The 20,582-nt window shown below is 73.0% G+C and carries 23 protein-coding genes; 11 read left to right on the top strand and 12 right to left on the bottom strand.

Annotated features, from left to right (window positions below):
- Nucleotides 1-5: 5 nt before the first annotated feature.
- From K4B79_RS21640 to K4B79_RS21630, 3 genes are all read right to left on the bottom strand, one after another.
- Nucleotides 6-818, bottom strand: a complete 813-nt coding sequence (locus K4B79_RS21640) for a class I SAM-dependent methyltransferase (protein ID WP_232028488.1) — start codon at nt 816-818, stop codon at nt 6-8.
- Nucleotides 819-913: 95 nt separating this feature from the next.
- The gene (locus K4B79_RS21635) at nt 914-1,624 is read right to left on the bottom strand and encodes an SDR family NAD(P)-dependent oxidoreductase (RefSeq protein ID WP_232028487.1); all 711 of its coding nucleotides are present in this window, start codon (nt 1,622-1,624) and stop codon (nt 914-916) included.
- Nucleotides 1,625-1,716: 92 nt separating this feature from the next.
- Nucleotides 1,717-2,667: an NmrA/HSCARG family protein gene (locus tag K4B79_RS21630; protein ID WP_232028486.1), complete on the bottom strand. Its 951-nt coding sequence runs from the start codon at nt 2,665-2,667 to the stop codon at nt 1,717-1,719.
- A 197-nt stretch (nt 2,668-2,864) separates the two neighbouring features.
- Here K4B79_RS21630 and K4B79_RS21625 point away from each other — a divergent pair, with 197 nt between their 5' ends.
- A complete protein-coding gene (locus K4B79_RS21625) occupies nt 2,865-3,746 on the top strand; it encodes an alpha/beta fold hydrolase (protein WP_232028485.1) in 882 nt (293 codons plus the stop codon).
- A gap of 256 nt (nt 3,747-4,002) precedes the next feature.
- Nucleotides 4,003-4,491 carry a TetR/AcrR family transcriptional regulator gene (locus K4B79_RS21620; protein WP_232028895.1) on the top strand — a complete coding sequence of 163 codons (489 nt, stop codon included), beginning with the start codon at nt 4,003-4,005 and terminating at the stop codon, nt 4,489-4,491.
- A gap of 87 nt (nt 4,492-4,578) precedes the next feature.
- Here K4B79_RS21620 and pdxR read toward each other — a convergent pair whose 3' ends face one another.
- Complete coding sequence (gene pdxR, locus K4B79_RS21615) at nt 4,579-6,075, bottom strand: MocR-like pyridoxine biosynthesis transcription factor PdxR (RefSeq protein ID WP_232028484.1); 1,497 nt, start codon at nt 6,073-6,075, stop codon at nt 4,579-4,581.
- Nucleotides 6,076-6,156: 81 nt separating this feature from the next.
- Between pdxR and K4B79_RS21610 the strand changes: the two genes are divergently transcribed.
- The 6 genes from K4B79_RS21610 to K4B79_RS21585 all read left to right on the top strand — a co-directional run bounded on the left by K4B79_RS21610 (nt 6,157) and on the right by K4B79_RS21585 (nt 12,255).
- Nucleotides 6,157-7,143 (top strand): DMT family transporter, encoded by a 987-nt coding sequence (locus K4B79_RS21610; RefSeq protein ID WP_232028483.1) that lies wholly within the window; start codon nt 6,157-6,159, stop codon nt 7,141-7,143.
- Nucleotides 7,144-7,308: 165 nt separating this feature from the next.
- Nucleotides 7,309-8,625 carry an NAD(P)/FAD-dependent oxidoreductase gene (locus K4B79_RS21605; protein ID WP_232028482.1) on the top strand — a complete coding sequence of 439 codons (1,317 nt, stop codon included), beginning with the start codon at nt 7,309-7,311 and terminating at the stop codon, nt 8,623-8,625.
- Nucleotides 8,622-9,356 carry a DUF1365 domain-containing protein gene (locus K4B79_RS21600; RefSeq protein ID WP_232028481.1) on the top strand — a complete coding sequence of 245 codons (735 nt, stop codon included), beginning with the start codon at nt 8,622-8,624 and terminating at the stop codon, nt 9,354-9,356. The genes K4B79_RS21605 and K4B79_RS21600 overlap by 4 nt, the downstream gene beginning before the upstream one ends.
- Nucleotides 9,353-10,684, top strand: a complete 1,332-nt coding sequence (locus tag K4B79_RS21595; RefSeq protein WP_232028480.1) for a class I SAM-dependent methyltransferase — start codon at nt 9,353-9,355, stop codon at nt 10,682-10,684. Before K4B79_RS21600 ends, K4B79_RS21595 begins: the two co-directional genes overlap by 4 nt.
- A complete protein-coding gene (locus K4B79_RS21590; RefSeq protein ID WP_232028479.1) occupies nt 10,681-11,484 on the top strand; it encodes a DUF1295 domain-containing protein in 804 nt (267 codons plus the stop codon). Before K4B79_RS21595 ends, K4B79_RS21590 begins: the two co-directional genes overlap by 4 nt.
- Before the next feature lie 24 nt (nt 11,485-11,508).
- Nucleotides 11,509-12,255 carry an alpha/beta family hydrolase gene (locus K4B79_RS21585; RefSeq protein WP_232028478.1) on the top strand — a complete coding sequence of 249 codons (747 nt, stop codon included), beginning with the start codon at nt 11,509-11,511 and terminating at the stop codon, nt 12,253-12,255.
- Between the two features lie 61 nt (nt 12,256-12,316).
- Here K4B79_RS21585 and K4B79_RS21580 read toward each other — a convergent pair whose 3' ends face one another.
- The 6 genes from K4B79_RS21580 to K4B79_RS21555 form a co-directional block, all read right to left on the bottom strand.
- A complete protein-coding gene (locus tag K4B79_RS21580) occupies nt 12,317-12,898 on the bottom strand; it encodes a hypothetical protein (protein ID WP_232028477.1) in 582 nt (193 codons plus the stop codon).
- Nucleotides 12,898-13,875: a DUF6286 domain-containing Asp23/Gls24 family envelope stress response protein gene (locus tag K4B79_RS21575; RefSeq protein WP_232028476.1), complete on the bottom strand. Its 978-nt coding sequence runs from the start codon at nt 13,873-13,875 to the stop codon at nt 12,898-12,900. Before K4B79_RS21575 ends, K4B79_RS21580 begins: the two co-directional genes overlap by 1 nt.
- A complete protein-coding gene (locus K4B79_RS21570) occupies nt 13,872-14,057 on the bottom strand; it encodes a SoxR reducing system RseC family protein (protein ID WP_232028907.1) in 186 nt (61 codons plus the stop codon). The genes K4B79_RS21575 and K4B79_RS21570 overlap by 4 nt, the downstream gene beginning before the upstream one ends.
- Before the next feature lie 59 nt (nt 14,058-14,116).
- Nucleotides 14,117-14,620, bottom strand: coding sequence for an Asp23/Gls24 family envelope stress response protein (locus K4B79_RS21565; protein WP_232028475.1), 504 nt, complete (start codon nt 14,618-14,620; stop codon nt 14,117-14,119).
- A 218-nt stretch (nt 14,621-14,838) separates the two neighbouring features.
- Nucleotides 14,839-15,492 carry a fasciclin domain-containing protein gene (locus K4B79_RS21560; protein ID WP_232028474.1) on the bottom strand — a complete coding sequence of 218 codons (654 nt, stop codon included), beginning with the start codon at nt 15,490-15,492 and terminating at the stop codon, nt 14,839-14,841.
- Nucleotides 15,493-15,575: 83 nt separating this feature from the next.
- On the bottom strand, nt 15,576-17,165 hold the full coding sequence (locus tag K4B79_RS21555; protein WP_232028473.1) for a molybdopterin-dependent oxidoreductase: 1,590 nt from the start codon (nt 17,163-17,165) through the stop codon (nt 15,576-15,578).
- Between the two features lie 237 nt (nt 17,166-17,402).
- Between K4B79_RS21555 and K4B79_RS21550 the strand changes: the two genes are divergently transcribed.
- The 3 genes from K4B79_RS21550 to K4B79_RS21540 are packed head-to-tail and all read left to right on the top strand — an operon-like array spanning nt 17,403 to nt 18,981.
- Entirely contained in the window at nt 17,403-17,987 is a 585-nt protein-coding gene (locus K4B79_RS21550; protein WP_232028472.1) for an RNA polymerase sigma factor, read from the top strand.
- Nucleotides 17,984-18,613 carry an Asp23/Gls24 family envelope stress response protein gene (locus K4B79_RS21545; RefSeq protein ID WP_232028471.1) on the top strand — a complete coding sequence of 210 codons (630 nt, stop codon included), beginning with the start codon at nt 17,984-17,986 and terminating at the stop codon, nt 18,611-18,613. The genes K4B79_RS21550 and K4B79_RS21545 overlap by 4 nt, the downstream gene beginning before the upstream one ends.
- Nucleotides 18,610-18,981 (top strand): hypothetical protein, encoded by a 372-nt coding sequence (locus K4B79_RS21540; RefSeq protein WP_232028470.1) that lies wholly within the window; start codon nt 18,610-18,612, stop codon nt 18,979-18,981. The genes K4B79_RS21545 and K4B79_RS21540 overlap by 4 nt, the downstream gene beginning before the upstream one ends.
- An 11-nt stretch (nt 18,982-18,992) precedes the next feature.
- Here K4B79_RS21540 and K4B79_RS21535 read toward each other — a convergent pair whose 3' ends face one another.
- Together K4B79_RS21535 and K4B79_RS21530 are read right to left on the bottom strand one after the other, a co-directional pair.
- Entirely contained in the window at nt 18,993-19,745 is a 753-nt protein-coding gene (locus K4B79_RS21535) for an anti-sigma factor (protein WP_232028469.1), read from the bottom strand.
- Complete coding sequence (locus tag K4B79_RS21530) at nt 19,742-20,326, bottom strand: sigma-70 family RNA polymerase sigma factor (protein ID WP_232028468.1); 585 nt, start codon at nt 20,324-20,326, stop codon at nt 19,742-19,744. The genes K4B79_RS21535 and K4B79_RS21530 overlap by 4 nt, the downstream gene beginning before the upstream one ends.
- Nucleotides 20,327-20,582: the final 256 nt, after the last annotated feature.

Raw genomic sequence — 20,582 nt, 5'->3', positions numbered from 1 at the left:
GGCGCCTAGGGGCGGCGGGCGTGACCGAGATACGTGACGACGGGCTTGCCGTCGGGTTCGAGGACGAAGCCGGTCATCGCGGGGATGGCCGCATCGGTGATCTTCCCGCTCCGGCGCGCGATGACGGCACGCACGAGGCCGAGGACGCTCTCGGGCTTGAAGGAGCAGACGCCCTCGTGGCGCAGGCCGTTCGCGGCGAGCGCGGCCTCGACCTCGCCGGGCGTACGCAGCCGCGCGGCCGCGTAGCGGTGACGGGGCATGATCCGTGTGAACGGCAAGGTCTGGAAGGCCCCGAGGTAGATCAGCCGGGACACCGGTGTGCGGTTGACCGTGTCGTAGAACAGGACACCGTCCGGTCGCAGCAGGCGGGCAGCGTGCGCGAGGACCCCGTCCAGGTCGTCGGTGATCTCGAAGGTGTCGGTACAGAAGACGACGTCGAAGGACGAGCCGGCCAGGCCGGGGTCCTCGGCCGGCGCCGTGGCGTATTCGACGGCCCCGCCGCCCTCGACGCCCCCGCCGGTCTCGACAGTCCCGCCGGTCTCGACGGCCTCATCCTCGGATGCCTGTCGCGCCAGGGCCGTGGCCTTCGGGGACGGGTCGAGGGCGACGACATGGAAGCCGAGCTCCGCCAGGCCACGGGCGAGGACGCCCCGCCCGCTGCCGATGACCAGCGCGTCCCGGCCCGCCGCGTCGATGCCGAGCCCGCGCAGGGTCGAGGTCAGGTATTCCAGGCGTACATCCTGGAAGGTGAGGGCCCGGATATGGCGGCCGTCCACCGCTTCGGAGGTGGGCGAGTCGAGTTCGATGATCGGAGCCACGGCATCCTCCCCTGTGGATTCCCGGGACAACCCACCCTAGTTCCCTGGGGGAACTCGACCGCCAGCCGCGTCACCAACCTCTCCGAACAGCACACCTAGACGGTGTAGCCGCCGTCGATGCTGATCGTCGCCCCGGTCAGAAACGCCGACTCCGGCCCGGCGATGTAGGCGATCAGACCGGTCAGCTCGTCCGGAGAGGCGTACCGGCCCGCCGGGGTCAACGCGGTCATCACCTGGGCGAGTTCACCGTCGCGGGGGTTGGAATCGGTGTCGACCGGACCGGGCTGGACGTTGTTCACCGTGATCGCCCGTGGCCCCAGCTCCCGGGCCGGCGCGCGGGTGAAACCGCCGACGGCGGCCTTGGAGAGGGCGTACAGCGTGCCGTACGGGATCGGGATCCGCTCGGCGTAGACGCTGCCGATCGAGATGATCCGGCCGCCGTCCCCCATGTGCCGCAGCGCTTCCTGGGTGGCGACGAACATCGAGCGCACGTTGACCGCGACGGACTGGTCGAACTCCTCGAGCGTGAGGTCGTCGATCGGCCCGAAGGGACCACCACCCGCGTTGTTCACCAGGATGTCCAGGCGGCCCAGGTCCTCGACGGTGCGCTCGACCACCGCACGGACCGCCCCGGCGTCGGTGGCGTCGGCCGCGATCGCCACGGCCCTGCCGCCCTCGGCCGTGATCTCCGCGACGATCTTCTCGGCTCGCTCGGGGGACGAGTGGTAGGTGAGGGCCACGGCCGCACCCTCGCGGGCCAGCCGGCGGGCGATGGCCGCGCCGATGCCGCGGCTCGCGGCGGTCACCAAGGCGGCTTTTCCGGTGAGCGGTAGGCCCCGTGTGCTGTGCGGTAAGCCCTGTGCCCCGTCACGACCGGACGCGGATGTCTGGCTCATCCTCAACCCACCTGGATCCGGGAGGCGTTCTCGGCCAGCCAGGTGTCGAAGTCCTTCAGCGCCGGGTTGATCTCGCGCAGCCGGTCCAGATCGCGGGCGCCGGTGAACTCGCGGTCGAAGTCGCCGTAGTACTGGAACATGTTGGCGATCTCATCGCCCGCCGGGACGCCCAGGGAACGGAAGACGTCGTAGGGCACCGGCTGGAATCGCACCGGCTCGCCGAGCGCGCCCGACAGCTTCTCGGCGTACTGGGCGCCGGTCAGGTGATCGCCGGCCAGGCCGATGGTGTGGCCGATGAACTTCTCGCCGCCCTGGAGGATCGCGTAGGCCGTGCGGCCGATGTCGTCGACGTCCACACCGGCGAGCAGCTTGCCGTCCTCGAACGGCAGGGTCAGCGTCAGCACCCCGTCCTCGGCCCGCTTCGGCGCCATCGCCGACAGGAGGCCCTGGAAGAAGAAGGTGGTGTTCAAGAACGTGGTGGGCACCCCGGCCTGCCGGAACAGCTCGTTCGCCTCGCCCTTCACGTCGAAGTGCGGCACGTTGTACTTCTCCTGAAGCACCGGCATCCGCTCGTCCTCCAGCGGCAGCAGCTCCCGGGTGTCCTCCAGCGTCGACCACACCACGTGCTTCAGACCGGCGGCCTTCGCGGCCCGCACGAGGGTCTCGACCTCCTGGACCTCCTTGGCCGCCGAACCGTGCGCCCAGAAGTTGGTGACCAGGAAGGCACCGTAGGCACCCTCGAACGCCCGGTGCACGCTCGGCTCGTCGTAGAAGTCCGCCCGCACCACCTCGGCCCCGAGGGCGGTGAGTTCCTTGGCGGCCGGCGAGTCGGGGTTGCGGGTCAGTGCACGCACCGCGAAACCGGAGTCCGGATCGGCCAGGATCGCCCGCACGGCACCGCCGCCCTGCGCACCCGTGGCTCCGGCGACCGCGATGACCTTCTTCTCGCTCATGACACCTTCTCCTGTCCCAGGAAAGGAACCTGTTGATGCATCAACTAAATCACTCGTCCGTTGACACGTCAACTTCCGGGGGAACCCTGCCGTTCCTCGGCCGGAAGTTCGGACGGGCGTCGCGTGGGTACGGGGCCTGTCTCCCTGTCCCACCCGCACAGGAGGCGAGAACGATCGACACTGCGGCCCTCAGGACCGTGCACCGATACGCGGACGTCGACGGAGTCCGCGTCTTCTACCGCGAGGCGGGTCCCCCGGACGCGCCCGTCGTGCTGCTCCCGCACGGCTATCCGTCCTCCTCGTTCCAGTTCCGTGCCTTCATGCCGGCGTTGGCCGACCGGTGGCGGCTCGTCGCGCCGGACTTCCCGGGTTTCGGTTACAGCGACACCCCCGACCCGGCCGACTTCCCGTACACCTTCGACGGGTACGCCGGGTTCCTGGAGCGGTTCACCACCGCGCTGGATCTCCAGCGGTACGCCCTCTACCTGCACGACTACGGATCGCAGATCGGGCTGCGGCTGGCCATGCGCGCGCCGGAACGCGTCGCGGCCCTCGTCATCCAGAACGGGGACATCTACGAGGACGAACTCGGCCCGAAGTACAAGACGCTCCGCGAGTACTGGGACCACCCGACGCCCGAGGGGCGGACCCGGCTGCTGGAGGCCGTGACCGAGGAGGGGCTGCGCGACGAGTTCGTCGGCGAAATCGACGAGCGCCTGGTGGGGCGGATCAGCCCCGACCTGTGGAAGCTGTCCTGGCCGCTGCTGGACACCCCGCGACGACGCGAGATCATGGTCGGGCTGATGGAGGGGCTGCGGGAGAACCTCGACTGGTTCCCGACGTACCAGGAGTACCTGCGGGAGCACCGCCCCCCGACGCTGATCGCCTGGGGGCCCCAGGACGGCTACATGCCCGAGGGCGCCGCCCGCGCCTACCTGCGCGACCTGCCGGACGCCGAACTCCATCTGCTCGACGGCGGGCACTGGCTGCTGGAGACCCATCTGGAGGAAGTCGTCTCCCTGGTGCGGGACTTCCTCGGCAGGGTGCACGCCCGGCGGCCGGCCGGGTCCGGACCCTGACGTGCCGTCCGCACACATCATGATCGGCCTGCTCAACACATCATGATCGGCCTGCTAAACACATCGGGATCGGCCCGCCCCACACGTCGGGATCGGCCTGCTCACCACCTGCCACAACGGTGTCCCGCTTAACGACCGCAGCCGCACACTCCCGAGGCGACAGGTGTCTCAGGTTCCCCACGACCCGGCTAGACTCGGTGCGGTGAGAGCCGACGCCGCACGCAATCTGGAAGCCGTCCTGACCACCGGGGCGCGGATGCTGGCCGCCGATCCGGGCGCGAGCATCGCGAGCATCGCCGCCGAGGCGGGTGTGGACCGGCGTACCGTCTACCGGCGCTTCGCCTCACGTGAGGATCTCCTCGCCGCCATCTACGAAGCACGTCTGACGGCCATCGAACACGCCATCGAGGACGCACGGCTGCGCGAGGCACCCGTCGCCGTCGCCCTGCACCGCTACGTCGAGAACATCATCGCCGTCAACCGCACCTGGCCGGTCGACCTCGCCCGCATGCTCGCCGACGAGAGCGTCCACGCCCGCCGTGACGCCTCCATCCGCGAGGTCGACACGTTTCTCCAGCGCGCCACGGACGACGGGCTCCTGCGTCCCGACCTCCCCCAGGGATGGGCGAGCGCGCTGCTGCCCCAGCTCATGCACCTGGTGTCCCGGGAGATGCCCCGGCTGAGCCCCGGGCAGGCGGCGGACGTCGTCGTCGACACGCTGCTGCGCGGCCTCGGGACGCCCTGACGCACCGGACCGGCGCGGGTCCGCCTTCCGTCTCGCCCCCGCCGGCCGGGCCGCCGTCGGACAGGCCGCTCCGGGGCATCGGTGGAACTACCGGGGAGAACCGGCGCGCAGGCCGCGCAGGGCATCGCCGACGACGGTGATGCCCTCGTCGATCTCGTGGGCGGCTCCGGCCGCGTAGCCGAGGACCAGGCCGGGAGGGCCGGGGTTGATCCGGTGCCAGGACAGGGGGTGGACCTTGACGCCCCGTGCGAGGGCGGCCGCGGCGAGGTCGGTGTCGTTCGGGCCGCTCCCCCGACGGTCCTCGAAGGTGACCATGAGGTGCAGCCCGGCGGCCGCCCCGTGGACGCGGGCGCCGGGCAGGTGGGCCTCGATGGCCCGCAGCATCACGTCCCGGCGCCGCCGGTGGCGCAGCCGGACATGGCGCAGGTGCCGTTCCAGCTCGCCGGAGTCCATCAGCCGGGCCAGGACCAGCTGGGTGAGGATGCCGTTGCCGAGATCGGCGTACCGCTTGGCCGTCACGGCGGCGTCCAGCCGGTTCGGGGGGACGAGCAGCCAGCCCACCCGGAGCGCGGGCGCCAGGAGCTTGGAGACGCTGCCCGCGTAGCAGACGCCGTCGGGCATCAGTGAGCGCAGCGCCGGCACCGGAGGCCGGTCGTAGCGGTGCTCGGCGTCGTAGTCGTCCTCGATGACCACCCCGCCCTCGGCCGCCCAGCGCAGCAGCTCGCGCCGGCGTTCCCCGTCGAGGACGACACCGGTGGGGAACTGATGCGCCGGGGTCATCAGCACCGCCCGGGCGCCGCCGGCGCGCAGCGCGCCCACGTCGATGCCGCCGGCGTCCACGGGGACGGGGACGACGGTGTGACCGCCGTACTCCAACTGCTGCCGCGCCCCCAGCGATCCGGGGTCCTCGACGGCCACACGGAGGATGCCGTCCGCCCGCAGCAGCTGCCCCAGCAGGGCGAAGGCCTGCGCCACCCCGGCGACCACCACGACCTCGTCCGGGTCGGCGCGGATGCCGCGGTTGCGGGCCAGCCAGCCGACGACGGCCCGACGCAGCGCGGGGGCGCCGCGCGGATCGCCGTAGCCGAAGTCGGCCGGCGTGACGCCCGCGAGGACGGAGCGTTCGGCGCGCAGCCAGGCGGTGCGTGGAAAGGCGGCGAGGTCGGGGACGCCCGGGGAGAGGTCGATACGGCAGGGCAGGGAGCGCAGCGCGTCGATGACGCCGTCGCGGTCGGCGGAGCCGAAGAGCGCGGGCCCGGGTTCCTCGGGGGCGTGGTCGCGGTCGCGGGGCGCGGCGGGGGCCGCCACCACCACCGTGCCGAGCCGCCCGCGCCCGGCGATCTGCCCGGACTCGGCGAGCCGGCGGTACGCCTCGGTGACCACGCCCCGGGTGACCCGCAGCTCCTCGGCCAGCACCCGGCTGGCCGGCAGCCGCGCTCCGACCGGGAGCCGGCCGTCCGCGATGGCCGAGCGCAGCCGGTCGGCGAGCCAGGCGGTACGCCCGCCGGGCGGCGCCTGGCCGATGTCCAGCTGGAGGAAGTCCGACCCGAGGGACGGCTCGCCGACACTCGGACCGGACGGCATCGGAGGCGGCGTTTTGGACCCCTCGGACGGTGACTTCGTGGACCTGCCCATGGCGTCCATTGTGCGGGCAGGGTGGACGCCATGAACACTCCTTCCACCTCGTTCGCCCGGCTCGTGCCCGGCATGATCGGCATGACACTGGTCGGCAGCAGCGTCACCGTCTCGCACGCCCTCGTCGACGCCCCGCTGTTCACCACGCAGGCCGTCCGGTACGCGGCCGCGACCGCCCTTCTCGTGGTCATCGCCCGGTTCGCCGGTGCCCGGCTGGTGTGGCCGCGCGGACGGGAGTGGCTGTGGCTGACCGGGCTCGCGCTCACCGGGCTGGTGCTGTTCAACGTGGCCGTGGTCCGAGGCGTCGCCCATGCCGAGCCCGCGGTGATCGCCGTCGCCGTGGCGTGCGTCCCGCTGCTCCTCGGGGTGATGGGACCTCTCCTGGAGGGCCGCAGTCCCAGTCGTCAGGTCCTTCTGGCGGCGCCCGTCGTCATGGCGGGTGCGGTGCTGGTGGAGGGCACGGGCCGCACCGATGCCGTGGGCGTGGCCTGGGCGGCCCTCGCCCTGGGCTGCGAGGCCGGGTTCACCCTGCTCGCGGTGCCGGTACTGCGACGGCACGGCCCGTGGGGGGTGTCCGTGCACGCGGCCTGGCTGGGCGGCGTCATGCTGGCCGTCCTGGGTGTGACCCTCGAAGGGCCTTCGGCCGCACGGGAGTTGACCGGCGGGCAGTGGGCGGCCGCCGGATACCTGGCGCTGATGGTGACGGCGGTCGCCTTCGTCCTGTGGTACTCGACGGTACGTTCCGTCGGCGCCGGGCGGGCCGGTCTGCTCACCGGCATCGCACCGCTGGCCGCCGCGGTCGTCGGAGCCGCGGCGGGCTCCGGGGTACCGGGGCCGTCGGTGTGGCTGGGCATCGCCGTCGTGATCGTGGGCCTGGTCGCGGGCCTGTGGACGCGGGCCGTGCCCGCCGGTGAGGACACGCACCCGGTGCACGCGACCGTGCCGACTCCCCCGCCCGCCCCGGACACGCCGGTCGACGACGGCCGGCGACGGCCGGGAGGCACGCGTACGAGCTGATCCCCGGCGGAGGACCACCCCGAGCCTGCCCTGACCGAAGACGCCCTCGACGCCCCGCCGACTGCCGACCTGCCCTCCGATCGATCGGACGCGCCGCCAATCCGTCGCCCGACCTGCTCCGGATTACGCCCGGACACCTGATCTCGATGGGCAGGAGAAGCGGCGATGGAGCGGACGTCGAGGGACGGCCGGCACGACACCGGGGACGCCGGGGCGACCGAGGCGCGGCGTACGGCGGTGGTGGGCGCCGGGGTGGCGGGGCTGACCGCCGCGTACATCCTGGCGCGGACCCGTCACGTCACCCTCTACGAGGCCGACGACCGGCTCGGCGGGCACGCGCACACCCACGAGACGACATCGCCGTACGACGGACGGGTGCACCGGGTGGACTCCGGGTTCATCGTGCACAACCGCCGTACGTACCCGAACCTGCTGCGGCTCTTCGACGAACTCGGTGTCGCCACGCAGGAGTCGGAGATGAGCATGTCGGTGCGGTGCGAGGGATGCGGCCTGGAGTACGCGGGCGCCCGCGGCCCGTCCGGACTGTTCGCCCGGCCCCGCAACCTGCTGCGCGGCCCCTATCTGCGGCTGCTGACCGAGGTGCCGGCCTTCCACCGGGCGGCCGGACGGCTGATGGCCGAGGGCGGCGACGACCGGCTCACGCTCGGCGAGTTCCTGGACCGGGAGGGCTTCTCCGCCTATTTCCGCACCCACTTCATGACGCCGGTGGTGTCGGCGGTGTGGTCCTGCGACGCGGTCATCGCCCAGCGCTACCCGGCCGCCTATCTGTTCCGCTTCCTGGAGCACCACGGGATGCTGTCGGTGGGCGGCTCACCGGTGTGGCGCACGGTGACCGGGGGGTCGCGCGAGTACGTCGACCGGATCGCCAAGCACATCCCCGAGGTCCGTACCGCCACCCCGGTGCGGTCCGTGCGACGGCACGCCGACGGGGCGGCCGTCACGGCCGGGGACGGCACAAGCGCGTCGTACGACTCGGTGGTGATCGCCGTGCACCCGGACCAGGCGCTGCGGCTGCTGGCCGACACCACCGACCGGGAACGGGAGGTGCTGGGGGCGTTCCGCTACTCCCGCAACAGCACCCTTCTGCACACCGACACCGGGCTGCTGCCGCGCGCCCGCGGCGCCCGTGCCTGCTGGAACTACCTGATGCCCTCGTGTGCCGCGGGCGCGGACCGGGTGCGGGTCAGCTACGACATGAACCGGCTGCAACGCCTCGACGCCGCCGAGACGTTCGTGGTCACGCTCGGCGGCGAGGACCGCGTCGCCCCCGACCGGGTACTGGCCCGGATGGTCTACGAACACCCCGTCTACACCCCCGAGTCGGTGGCCGCGCAGCAGCGGCTGCCCGAACTCGACAGCCGGGTCTGTGTGTTCGCGGGGGCGTACCACGGCTGGGGCTTCCACGAGGACGGCTGCCGTTCCGGTGTCCGGGCCGCCGCCGCGCTCGGGGGACGCTGGTGAACGCCGTACCGGCTCTGTACCCGTGCACGATCACGCATGTGCGGGCGGCTCCGACGCGGTACACGCTGCGGCACTGCAGCTACCTGTGGCTGGTCGATCCGGACCGCCTCCCCCGACTTCCGCGTCCGCTCAGGCCGTTGGCCCGGTTCGACCCGCGTGACCACTTCGCCGGTGACCAGCCGTCCGTGCGGGCGGGGCTGGACGCCTTCCTCGCCGCGCACGACGTGTGCCTGGACGGCGGGCGGGTGGTGATGCTCACCCACGCGCGCGTGCTCGGGTACGTGTTCAACCCGCTCACCCTGTACTGGTGCCACGGCCCCGCCGACGAGCTGCGCTGTGTGGTCGCCGAGGTGCACAACACCTATGGCGGCCGGCACTCCTACCTGCTGCGCCCCGACGCCACCGGGACCGCGCGCACCGACAAGGAGTTCTACGTCTCGCCGTTCTTCCCGGTCGACGGCCGCTACCGCATGCGGCTGCCGGAGCCCGGGAAGCGGCTCGACCTGACCGTGCACCTGGACCGCGAGGGCGGCCGGGCCTTCTCCGCGACCGTTCGCGGCACCCGGCGCGCGGCGCGCCCGGCGGCCCTGCTGCGGCTGGCCCTGCGGCACCCCTGGCCCACCCTCGCCGTGTCGGCCGCGATCCGCGTCCACGGCATCCGCCTGTACCTGCGGGGACTGCCCGTCCAACCGCGCCCCGATGATCACCGCACTCCGGAGAACCCGACATGAGAACTGCCGACCCCGGCACCGCCCGCCACGGGCACACCGCCGCCGTCGATTCCTCCCGCTGGCCCGACGTCGCCGCCGTACCCCGTGCGTCGCGGTCCCGTACCGCCGTGACCGAGGCCGTCGTACGACGCGCCCTGCGCGGGCTTCCCCTGCTGGTGCGGTTCGCCGGTTCGGATCCCGTGGGCCGGGGCGGTCCGCTGATCGAGGTGCACGACCCGGACCGCTTCCACGCTCGGGTGGGGACCCACGGGCTGGTCGGCTTCGGCGAGTCCTACATGGCCGGCGAGTGGGACGCCCCCGATCTGGTGGCCGCTCTCACCGTGCTCGCCGCGCACGCCGCCGAGCTGGTCCCGGCCCCGCTGCAACGGCTGCGCGGTCTGTGGGCCCTGCGCCACCCGCACCACGAGCGCAACACCCCGGACGGCTCCCGGGCCAACATCAGCCGCCACTACGACCTCTCCAACGACCTGTTCGCCCTCTTCCTGGACGACACCCTCACCTACTCCTCCGCCCTCTTCCGCGGCTTCCCGGCCGGCGGTGACCTGCTCGCCGCGGCCCAGCACCGGAAGATCGACCGGCTGCTCGACCTGGCCGACGTGGGCGAGGGCACCCGGCTGCTGGAGATCGGGACCGGCTGGGGCGAACTGGCTCTGGGGGCCGCCGCCCGCGGCGCCCGGGTCACCTCGCTGACCCTGTCCCGGGAGCAACAGGCCCTGGCGAGGGAGCGGGTGGCCGCGGCGGGGCTCGGCGACCGGGTCCGCATCGAGCTGTGCGACTACCGCGAGGCGCGTGGGGAGTACGACGCCGTCGTCAGCGTGGAGATGATCGAGGCGGTCGGCGCCGAGTTCTGGTCCGAGTACTTCCGCACCCTGGACGCACGGCTGGCACCGGGAGGCCGGGCGGCGCTCCAGGCCATCACCATGCCGCACGACCGGATGCTCGCCACCCGCTCCACCTTCACCTGGATCCACAAGTACGTCTTTCCCGGCGGGTTCATCCCGTCCACGCGGGCGATCGAGGAGACCGTCCGCGACCACACCGGGCTGCGTCCGGCCCGCCGTGACGGTTTCGGCGCCCACTACGCCGAGACCCTGCGGCTGTGGCGGGAACGGTTCACCGAGAACTCCGACGCGGTCCACGCGCTCGGCTTCGACGAGACCTTCCGCCGCCTGTGGACCTTCTATCTGGCCTACTCCGAGGCCGGGTTCCGCTCCGGCTACCTCGATGTCCAGCAGTACCTGTTCACCAAGGACCGGATGCCGGGCGTACGGCCCGCGAGTACCGGCGGCATGCCGGGAACCGCGCGCCGGCGGGACGTGGGACCGTGAACGGCTTCCCGTGGAGCGCGTTCGCGCCGGCCCTCGCCTGGGCCGCCGCGGCGGCTCTGACCGTCATGCTGGTGACCTTCGCCGTGGCGGTGCGCACGGGTGTCCACCGGATCGTGGACACCGCCTGGGGGGTCGGCTTCACCGCCGTCGCCGTGGTGACCCTCGTCGCCTCCACCGGCCACGGCGACCCGGCCCGGCGGATCCTGGTGACCGTACTGACCTCGGTGTGGGGGCTGCGGCTCGCGGCGCACATCGCCCGCCGGGGCCGGGGCCACGGCGAGGACCCGCGCTACGAGGCGATGCTCGCCAAGGCTCCCGGCAACCGGAACGCGTACGCGCTGCGGATGGTCTACCTCTTGCAGGGCGCTTTGGTCTGGCTGGTGTCGCTGCCCGTCCAGGCCGCGCAGTTCGTGCTCGGCCCGCTGTCGGCGTTCGCCTGGGCCGGCGCGGCGCTGTGGGCGGTGGGCCTGGCGTTCGAGGCGGTCGGCGACGCCCAACTCGCCCGGTTCAAGGCGGATCCCGCCCACCGGGGCCGGATCATGGACCGGGGGCTGTGGTCGTGGACGCGGCACCCCAACTACTTCGGGGACTTCTGTGTGTGGTGGGGTCTGTTCCTGATCGCCTGCGACGCGCCGGAGTCGGCCGCCGTCTCCGTGGTGTCGCCGGTCGTGATGAGTCTGCTGCTGGTGAGGGGAAGCGGAAAACGCCTGCTGGAACGGCACATGGCCGACCGGCCGGGCTACGCCGAGTACCGGGCCCGCACCAGTGGCTTCTTCCCCCGGCCGCCCGGGCGGCGATGACGGACGATGGGACGGCACAGGACGATGGGACGGGAACGGATCGACAAGGGGGTGCCCGCCGTGCACCAGGACGAGACCGGCTTCGTCCCGTCTCCGGGCGGTGCGCTCGTGCCCCGATTCCTTCCCGCGAGCCCCCGGGCCGCGGTGCTGGTGCTGCACGGCGGCCGTGAGACCAGCGGCCGGCCGTCACGGCCCTGGCACCTCGCGGGGCTGCGCATGCTTCCCTTGCACCGCGAGATCGAGGCCGGGCTGCCCCACCAGGACGTCCTGCTCGCCCAGGTGCGGTACCGCCTGCGCGGCTGGAACGGCACCCGGGCCGACCCCGTGGCGGACACCCGGGAGGCGCTGCGCCGTCTCACCGAACTCGCCGGGCCGGTGCCGACGGTGCTCGTCGGGCACTCGATGGGCGCGCGGGCGGCCCTGCGCGCCGCCGACCATCCGCAGGTGCGGGCCGTCCTGGGGCTGGCGCCCTGGTGGCCGTCGGGCGAGCCCGTGGCACACCTGGCGGGCCGTCACGTGGTCGCCCTGCACGGCGACCGGGACCGCGTCACCTCGCTCTCCGAGACGGCGGACTGCGTACGCCGGGCACGCGGCGCGGCGGATCGGGCGGGGCTCGCCGTCGTCGGTGGCGGCGACCACGCCATGCTGCGCCGCCACGCCTTCTGGCACCGCACCGCCGCGGCCGTCGTGGCCCATCTGCTGGCCCCCGAGGCCCGCCCGAGCCCGCTGCCGGAGGAGTCCTACGGGGCGGGGGACGTCCCGCTGCTGTGACCGCGGGTGCCCTCGGCGGACGGGCGGCACAGACGGGCGGCCCGGCGTCCCGCTCGCCGCTTCAGCAGACACGAGGAACTCGGTGCGACGGCGTGCTGAGGCGGATCCGGGTGTGGGTGGTGCAGGGCGCCACCGCCTGCTCCGCTTCCGCGGTCACCGCGCAGAGGGCCGGCAGGACGGTGTCCGGGGACGCGTCCGGTTGCAGCCGGACCCGTAGCCGGACCTCCAGCCGCCGCCGGCGCCGGGGCAGGACGCGGGCGCGCGTGCGGGCGACACCCGGGACGGCTGCCGCACGCAGGGCGAGCGCCTCCGCCAGCGCCTGGCAGCGGACGGTTCCGCCGGGAGCGGGAAGGGGCAGGTTCCGGGTCGGGCCGACGCGGAACTGGGCGAGGAACCAGCACGTGAAGAGCGCGGTCAGGACGATCGCGGCGGCCATGGCGGTGGGTACCCACCAGTCCTCGCCCCGCAGTCGGACCAGCCGGTCGCGGTCCAGCAGGACGCCGCCCGTGGCGGCGGGCCACCAGGACGGCAGTCGTTCGGCGACGGCGGGCGCCGTGGCGGTGAGCCACCCACCCGCGAGGAGAAGGGCCAGGCCCGCGGCGCCGAGGAGCGACCGGTTGGGCGCGGTACGGGTCTGTCGCATCACGCCTCACCCTCCTCGGGCAGGCCGGGGCCTCGATCGGCCGTCGGCATCGCGGAAGGCGGCGGCTGCCAGGCGGCCTCGGGGGTGACGACGACCCGCAGCCGCGGGGGACGCCGCAGACGGCAGGACGCCAGGGCGTCGCCGGCCGCCGCCGTGACGTCGGCGCGCGCGCCCGCACGGTCCCCGAAGGCCAGCCCAGCACGCACCGTGAACCGGCGGCGCCGTACCCGTACCCGCACCGCCCCGATACCGGCCACCTCGCTCACCGCGTCGCGGACCAACGCCCGCACGGCGGAGCGGTCCACCGTCGCCTCGACGCGCGGTGCGGGGACGCGGACGGTCGACCGCCGACGCAGTCCGGGTGTGACGGCGAGCAGGACCATCCCCAGGCCCAGCAGGGCCGTCGCGGCGCCCGCGACGACCACGGACGCGTCTCCCGGACCGTGTCCGGACAACCAGTGCACGGTGGAGACCCGCCAGGCGGCGGCCGGGCGGTGCGCGAGGTGGACCCGGACCAGGTCGAACGCCAGGGCGCCACAGGCCGTGGCGGCCGCCGCGGCGAGCAGCGCGGCCGGAACCCGCCGCCGCGACCAACAACGCCTGGGCGTACGGCTGTCCGGTGCCTGCTCGTCGGCCGGATCGGCCGGATCGGCCGGGGGCACAGCGCCGCCGGTGGCTCGCGGCGGCGCGAGGGAGGTGACCTCGATGCCCACGGTGGGCACGTCCAGCCCGGTCAACTGCCGTGTCCGGCCCGTCACATGCTGCTGGACACTCCTGACCGTCCCGGCCAGCGGAGCCGGATAGGGCAGCGTGACCCCGAGGGAGACCTGCGCTCTTGTTCCGCGTACGGACGCGGCGCCCTTGGCCGGCCGGCCGTGCGCCCCGTCGGGCAGCGCCTCGGTGGCCGCCCGCTCGGCGACCTTGCGCACGGCCCGTTCCGCGACCGTGGTGGTCCCGGGCCGCCCGGCGGCGGTCATCGGCGGCTCCGCTCGAACATGTCCCGCACGTCCTGGGCCCGGCCGCCGCCCTCGATCCACCGGCCCACCGCCCAGCCGAGGCCGCCCAGTGCGGCCACCAGCAGGGAGGCGCCGAAGCCGCCGAACCAGCCGGCGAACGCCAGGGCCATCCCCGCGATCATTCCTACCAAGGGTGTGCTCACGTCCCTCCACCTCTCATCGGGATCCGGTTCCGGATCCGCCCGTCCGTGCCGAAGTACGGCTACTCCACCCGGGAGTCGGACCCGATCGAGGAGTCGTCGTCCTCGGGCAGCCGGACGTCGTTGACCGTGATGTTCACCTCGACGACCTCCAGCCCGGTGATGCGCTCCACCGCGCCGATCACGTTCTCCCGCACGTCGCGTGCCACGTCCGTGATGGGCACGCCGTACTCGACGACCAGGTCCAGGTCGACGGCCGCCTGACGCTCGCCCACCTCGACCTTCACCCCGCGCCCGACGTTGGGGCGGCCGCCGGGCACCCGGTCCCGCACGGCGCCGATGGTGCGCGACAGTCCGCCGCCCATGTCGTGGACGCCCGGGATCTCACGGGCCGCGCTGCCGGCCACCTTCACGACGACGAGATCGGCGATCGAGGTCCTGCCCCGGTCGGCGGCCGGCTGGTCCGCGCCGGTGGCACCGCCCGACACGGCCGTGGTCGCCTGGGCCGTGGACCCGGTCCGCGGCGCCGAGAGGTCCTTGGTGAGGGCTGCGTTCTGTGTGGTCATGGCATGTCCCCTTCTGGCTGAGCCGGTTGGCTCGGTGCCTTCACTTCGTCAGGCCCCGTCACTCCGTCAGACCCCGCCCGGCGCCGCCTGTGACGCGGTGACGCCGGGAAACCCGCACGGGTCCGGCGCGACGACGGCCGCCCCGGCCACTGGTGGTCGGGGCGGCGTACGGCGCTCGGCCGGTGCTCGCGGACAAGATGCCCGCGACCGGCGTCCGGTCAGGCGGTGGGCATCAGCACGCTGTCGATGATGTAGACGTTGGCGTTGGCGGTCTTGACGTTGCCGCAGACGACCTTGGCGCTGTCGTTGACGGTGTAGGACTCGCCGGAGCCGGAGGTGGTCAGCTTCGACTTCTCCAGGGTGTCGAAGGAGCCGTTGTCGAGGTCCTTCGGGGCGAGCTTCTGGCCCACGACGTGGTAGGTGAGGATCTTCGTCAGCTGGGCCTTGTCGTTGAGGACCTTGTCCAGGGTGGCCTTGGGGATCTTCGCGAAGGCGTCGTTGGTCGGCGCGAACACGGTGATGTTCTCGGCGTTGTTGAGGGTGTCGACCAGGCCGGCCTTCTTCACCGCGGTCACCAGGGTGGACAGGGCGGGATTGTTGGAGGCGGCGGTGGCCACGGGGTCCTGGGCCATGCCGTCGAAGGAGCCGGCACCGTCCTTCGGCACCGTCGCACAGGCCGGGCCGAACGGCGCGTCGGCCGAGGCGGCGGAGCCGGTGTCGCCCATGCCGTCGTCGGACGGGGTCGCCGAGGCATTGGTGGACGCGTCCGCACCGGAGGAGTCACCGCCGTTGTCGGAGCAGGCGCTGAGGGCGAGGGGCAGAACGGCGGCCGCCGCCAGGGTCACGACGATACGACGGGAACGGGTGATCATGGTGTTTCTCCTGTTGGTCACGGCAGCGGGAAGCTGCCTGCATAAAGGGATGGGGACAGTTGGTCAGGGGGGTCAGGGGAGGGTCAGTCGACGGTCACGACCACGGAGTGCCATCCGGAGGCACCGTCGGGGACCGTGCGGGTGCGCCGTTCGGTCTGCACCGCGCCGGTGCGGTCGGTGGCGCGCACGGTGAGGGTGTGGGCGCCTTTGGTCGCCTGCCAGGGAAGGGACCACTGGCGCCAGGTGTCGCGTGAGTCCTCCGCGGCGAGCCGGGCCTCCTGCCAGGGGCCGTCGTCCACGCGGACCTCGACCCTGTCGACACCGCGGTGCTGGGCCCACGCGACTCCGGCGATCATGACCGTGCCGGTCCGGGGGCGGGCGAACGGCTTGGGCGTGTCGATGCGCGACTGGGTCTTGACGGGAGCTTCGCGCGCCCAGCCGCGCCTGACCCAGTACGGGTCGTAGGCGTCGAACGTGGTGAGTTCGAGCTCCTTGATCCACTTGCAGGCGGAGACATAGCCGAAGAGGCCGGGTACCACCATGCGGACCGGGAAGCCGTGTTCGAAGGGGAGCGGTCGGCCGTTCATTCCGACGGCGAGGAGGGCGTCGCGGCCGTCCATGACGTCCTCGACCGGGCTGCCGATGGTCATACCGTCCACCGACCGGGCGATCAGCTGGTCCGCCGCGCCTCCCCGCGAGGGCGGCCGCACCCCGCACTCGGCCAGCAGCGCGGTCAGGGGTACGCCGATCCAGCGCGCGGTGCCCACGTACGGGCCGCCGACCTCGTTCGACACGCAGGTCAGTGTGATGTCGCGCTCCACCAGCTCCCGCCGCAGCAGGTCGTCGAAGGACAGGGTGACCGGCCGGACGACGCCCTCGCCGTGTACCCGCAGCCGCCAGCTGGTCGCGTCCACCTTGGGCACCACCAGGGCGGTGTCCACGCGGTAGAAGTCGGAGTTCGGCGTGATGAAGGGGCTGACCCCGGGGATCCGCAGCCCGGCGCCCCGGGGGATCGCGGGGGCGGCGGAGGCGGGTGCCGGCAGCACCAGAGCGTTGCGTGCGGCGACCGCGTCCCGGGTACGGGCTCCGCCCAGCGCTCTGCCCGCCGCACCGGCTCCCGCGGAGGCCACGGCAGCGGCCGCCGCCGCGATCACGAACCCACGGCGGTCCCATCCCGATTCGGTCGGTTCGGGTCCCGCGGGCCGTAGCGCGAGACGCCCGGCGAGGACGTACAGCAGTACGGAGCCGGCGATCCCGCCCGCCACGGAGGGCAGGGCGTCGGACGGACCGGCCGTATCGGGCCTGCTGACGGCCGCCACCGCCCCGACCGCGCCGAAGAGCAGCACTCCCGCGGAAGCCGTGCGCCGGAATTTCGGCGCGACAATTCCCAGCGCCACGGCGAAAAGCGTCAACACGGCCAGAATTCCGAGCTGAAGAACCAGCTTGTCCTGAGTACCGAAATTCCGGATCGCCCAGTCCTTCATGGCCGCCGGAGTGCGGTCGATCGCCGCGCCGCCCACCGCGACGACCGGACCGGCCTGCGGGCGGACGGCGGCCGAGGCCAGTTCGGCCGTGGCGAGCGCGGCACAACCTGCCAGAACACCGCTGAGCGCACCCGCCGCGAGCCGTGTCACGTCACGCGGATTTCGCCGTTCCTTCTCGTCGTCGATCACGTGGGGAATCCGGCTCCGCGCACCGGGCGGATTGGTCGTCTCCCCGATCGAATGAATTTTTCTTTCGGACCAATCCGTCCACGCTTCGGCTACGGATGAATCATATTGACGACGTTCATTTCCGGCCTGTGCGCCGGGCCGGCGCATCCGGTGGGGCGTTCCGCGCCGAAGTCGTGCGTAACAGGCACGGCACACGGGTGTCCAAGCCTTCGTACACCGCACGAGAGGAGCCGCCCAGTGGCGGGGGCCCGCACACAGAGCGCACCACCGGACGCCGGAGACGACACGGACGACACCCTGCTGGCGATCCGCGCCGCGGAGGGCGACGAGGACGCCTTCTCCGTACTCGTCCGCCGCCACGCGCCCGCACTGATCCGGTTGGCCACGCGCCTGCTCGGCAGCCGGGCCGAGGCGGAGGACGCCGTACAGGACGCCTTTCTCAGCGCTTGGCGCAGCCTGCCGGAATTCCACGGGCGGGCGTCCTTCGGCACCTGGATGTACCGGATCGTCACCAACCGCTGTCTGAACGTGCTGCGGGCCCGCAAACCCGTGGCGCCCCTGGAGACGGTGGGTGACCTGCCGGCGGCCGAGCACGCCACGTCCCCGGTCCGCATCACCGAGGCCCGCGACGCGGTCCGTGAGCTGCGGGAGGCTCTCGACCTGCTGTCGGCCGAACAGCGTGCCTGTTGGGTGCTGCGAGAATTGGACGGCCGCTCCTACGAGTTCGTCGCGGACGCGGTCGGCATCAGCCAGGAAGCCGTCCGTGCCCGCGTCTTCCGCGCACGCCGTTGTCTCACACAAGCACTGGGGGCCTGGCGATGACAGCCCACACCGACCCGCCGAACCACACGCCGGTCCAAGGCGACGACGAGCAACTGCCCTGCGGACGGCTGCTGTTCGAGGTCTGGGACGCCTGGGAGCGGCAGGCGGCCGATCCCCACCTGCGCTCCTGCCCGCACTGCCGGCAGGCCGTGCACGGACTCGACCAGCTGGAGTCGGCGGTGCGCGGGCTGCGGGAGGACGCGGCGGACGCCTCCGCCTACGACGCCGAACCACTGACGCGGCGGGTCATGGACGTCGTCCGCCTCGAACTGCGCCCCGGCCGGCCCCTGCCCCTGGGGGAACCCGACGAGGACCTGTGGATCATGGAAGCGGTCGCCGCGCGCAGCCTGCGCGCGGCCGCCGAGACGGTGGAGGGAGTGCGGGCGGGCTCCTGCCGCCTCATCGATGTCGCCGCCGACGCGGATCCCGACTCCGGCGCGGTCACGGTCCGCCTCGACATCCATGCCCCGGCCGGCGCCGTCCTGCCGCACCTGGCCGACCGGGTGCGTGAACGGGTACGGCAGGCCGCGGACCGCGAGTTGGGCATGGTCGTGGCCGCCGTGGACATCCGTGTCACCGACCTCGTCGACACCTCGGCCGACGGCCAGGAAGGTCGTACCTCATGACCGCGCACACCACCCGCACCGCGCACACTCCGCGTACCGCGCACACAACGCTCGTCGAGGACGTCGCCAGGGCTGCCGAGAGCGCCGAAGGGGTCGCCTTCCTCACACCGGGGCTCGCCGCCCGGCTGCGCTCGGCGGTGTCCCGGCCGGAGCCGGGCACGGGCGGAGCCGACCCCGCCGGGGTGCGGATGACCCGACCGGACGGCACCGGCGTCTGGCACGTCGAGATCCACGTCGTCGCACTCCGCCGGGCCCGGGCGGTGGACGTGGCGCGAGCCGCCCGGGAGTCCGTCGAGCGGCGCCTGACCGCCCTCTTTCCCGAGCAGCCCGCGCCACGGGTCACCGTGACCGTCACGGGCGTCGTCTGACCTGCCGTCCGTCAGGCGGGCAGGTCCATCAGCGCGAGCGGTGCGGACGTGGGCCGGCGCGAGCCGCCGGCCGGTTCGACGGTGACCCCCATGCCGGAGGCCCCGTCGACGGCACCGCGCATCAGGACCGTCTGGTCGGTGCGGGCGGGATCCATCAGACCGGCCGACCGCATGGTGCCGTCGTCGTCGAACCACAGCTGGTAGACCTTGCCGCCCGGGGGACGCGCCATCCCCGTGACGACGAACACGGCCTTGTCCCGGCTCCGGGAGACGACGACCGAACCGGTGGCGCCGTCGCCCAGGGCACCGGCCCGGGTCCGGGCGTCCGGCGCCGCCAGTACGGCGGCGATATCGTCCGCCGCGCGCTCGGCCCGGCTCGCCCGGTCGAGGGCGTCCTGGGCACGCTGGTGCTGCCATACCGTCGACCCGCCCAGCGCGGCGGCCGCCGCGAGACAGGCGGCCAGCGCCCAGCGGGACAGCAGCCTGCCCCGCGGAACCGTACGGCCCGCGCGGGCGGTCACCGGCGCGGTGGGCGACTGCTGGCGGACGGTGGTGATCCGGCGCAGCACCTGCTCGCGCAGGGCCGCGGCGGGTGCCACGGCGACGGCGAGTCCCAGACGGGCCGCGGTGGCGGACAGTTCGGCGGTCTCCTGTGCGCACGTCTCACAGCCGGCGAGGTGACGCTCGAACACCTCGCGTTCCTCGTCGGGCAGGGCGTGCAGGGCGTAGGCACCCGTCATCAGGTGCAGGTCCATGGCGGTCACGCGGTCACCCCCAGGCAGTCGCGCAGTCGGATGAGTCCGTCCCGCAGCCGGGTCTTCACGGTGCCCAACGGCACGGTCAGCGCGTCCGCCACCTGGCGGTAGGTCAGCCCGCGGTAATAGGCCAAGGTGACCGCCTGACGCTGGATCTCGGTCAGCGTGCGCATGCAGCGCCGCACCTGCTCCCGCTCCAACCGGGCCTCGACCTGCTCGGTCACCTCGTCGTACTCGGGCGTCCGGTCCAGCAGCGCGGCCTTGTGGTCCCGTGCGGCGGCGGCCTCCACCGAGCGCACCCGGTCCACCGCCCGGCGGTGCGCGAGCGTGAGGATCCAGTTGATGGCCGTTCCGCGGTCGGCACGGTAGCGCGGGGCGGTGCGCCACACCTCGACCAGCACCTCCTGGGCGACCTCCTCGGACTGGGCCTGATCACGCAGGACGGCGCGCACGACACCCAGGACCGGGCTCACGACCATGTCGTAGACCGAGGCGAACGCCTTTTCGTCCCCCAGGGCCACGCGGCCCACCAGTTCCTGAAGGTCGGAATCAGGTGAGGGATTTCTGCCGATATATACGGCTTCTTTCACAGGGGCCTCCGCAGCTCGGACATCTCCGGACGTAATCCGATCCCGGCGAGGCGGCGGATTGGTCCTGGTGGCGATGTAATCGCAGGTACCCCCAGATGGCACGAACAGCACGAACGAGCCATGCTCACGGGATTGGCGTAGACCTTTCCATGATCACCGGTTAGGCTCTGCCGCGCACGCCACGAGAGCGCTCTCAAAGCTCTGCTGTTCCACCCCACTTTGCTGGAACAACGAAGGGGCCATCCCTTGAGACGCA

Source organism: Streptomyces lincolnensis, assembly GCF_021173675.1.
Classification (GTDB): domain Bacteria; phylum Actinomycetota; class Actinomycetes; order Streptomycetales; family Streptomycetaceae; genus Streptomyces; species Streptomyces lincolnensis_B.
This window is presented reverse-complemented; position numbering and strand designations above follow the sequence as displayed.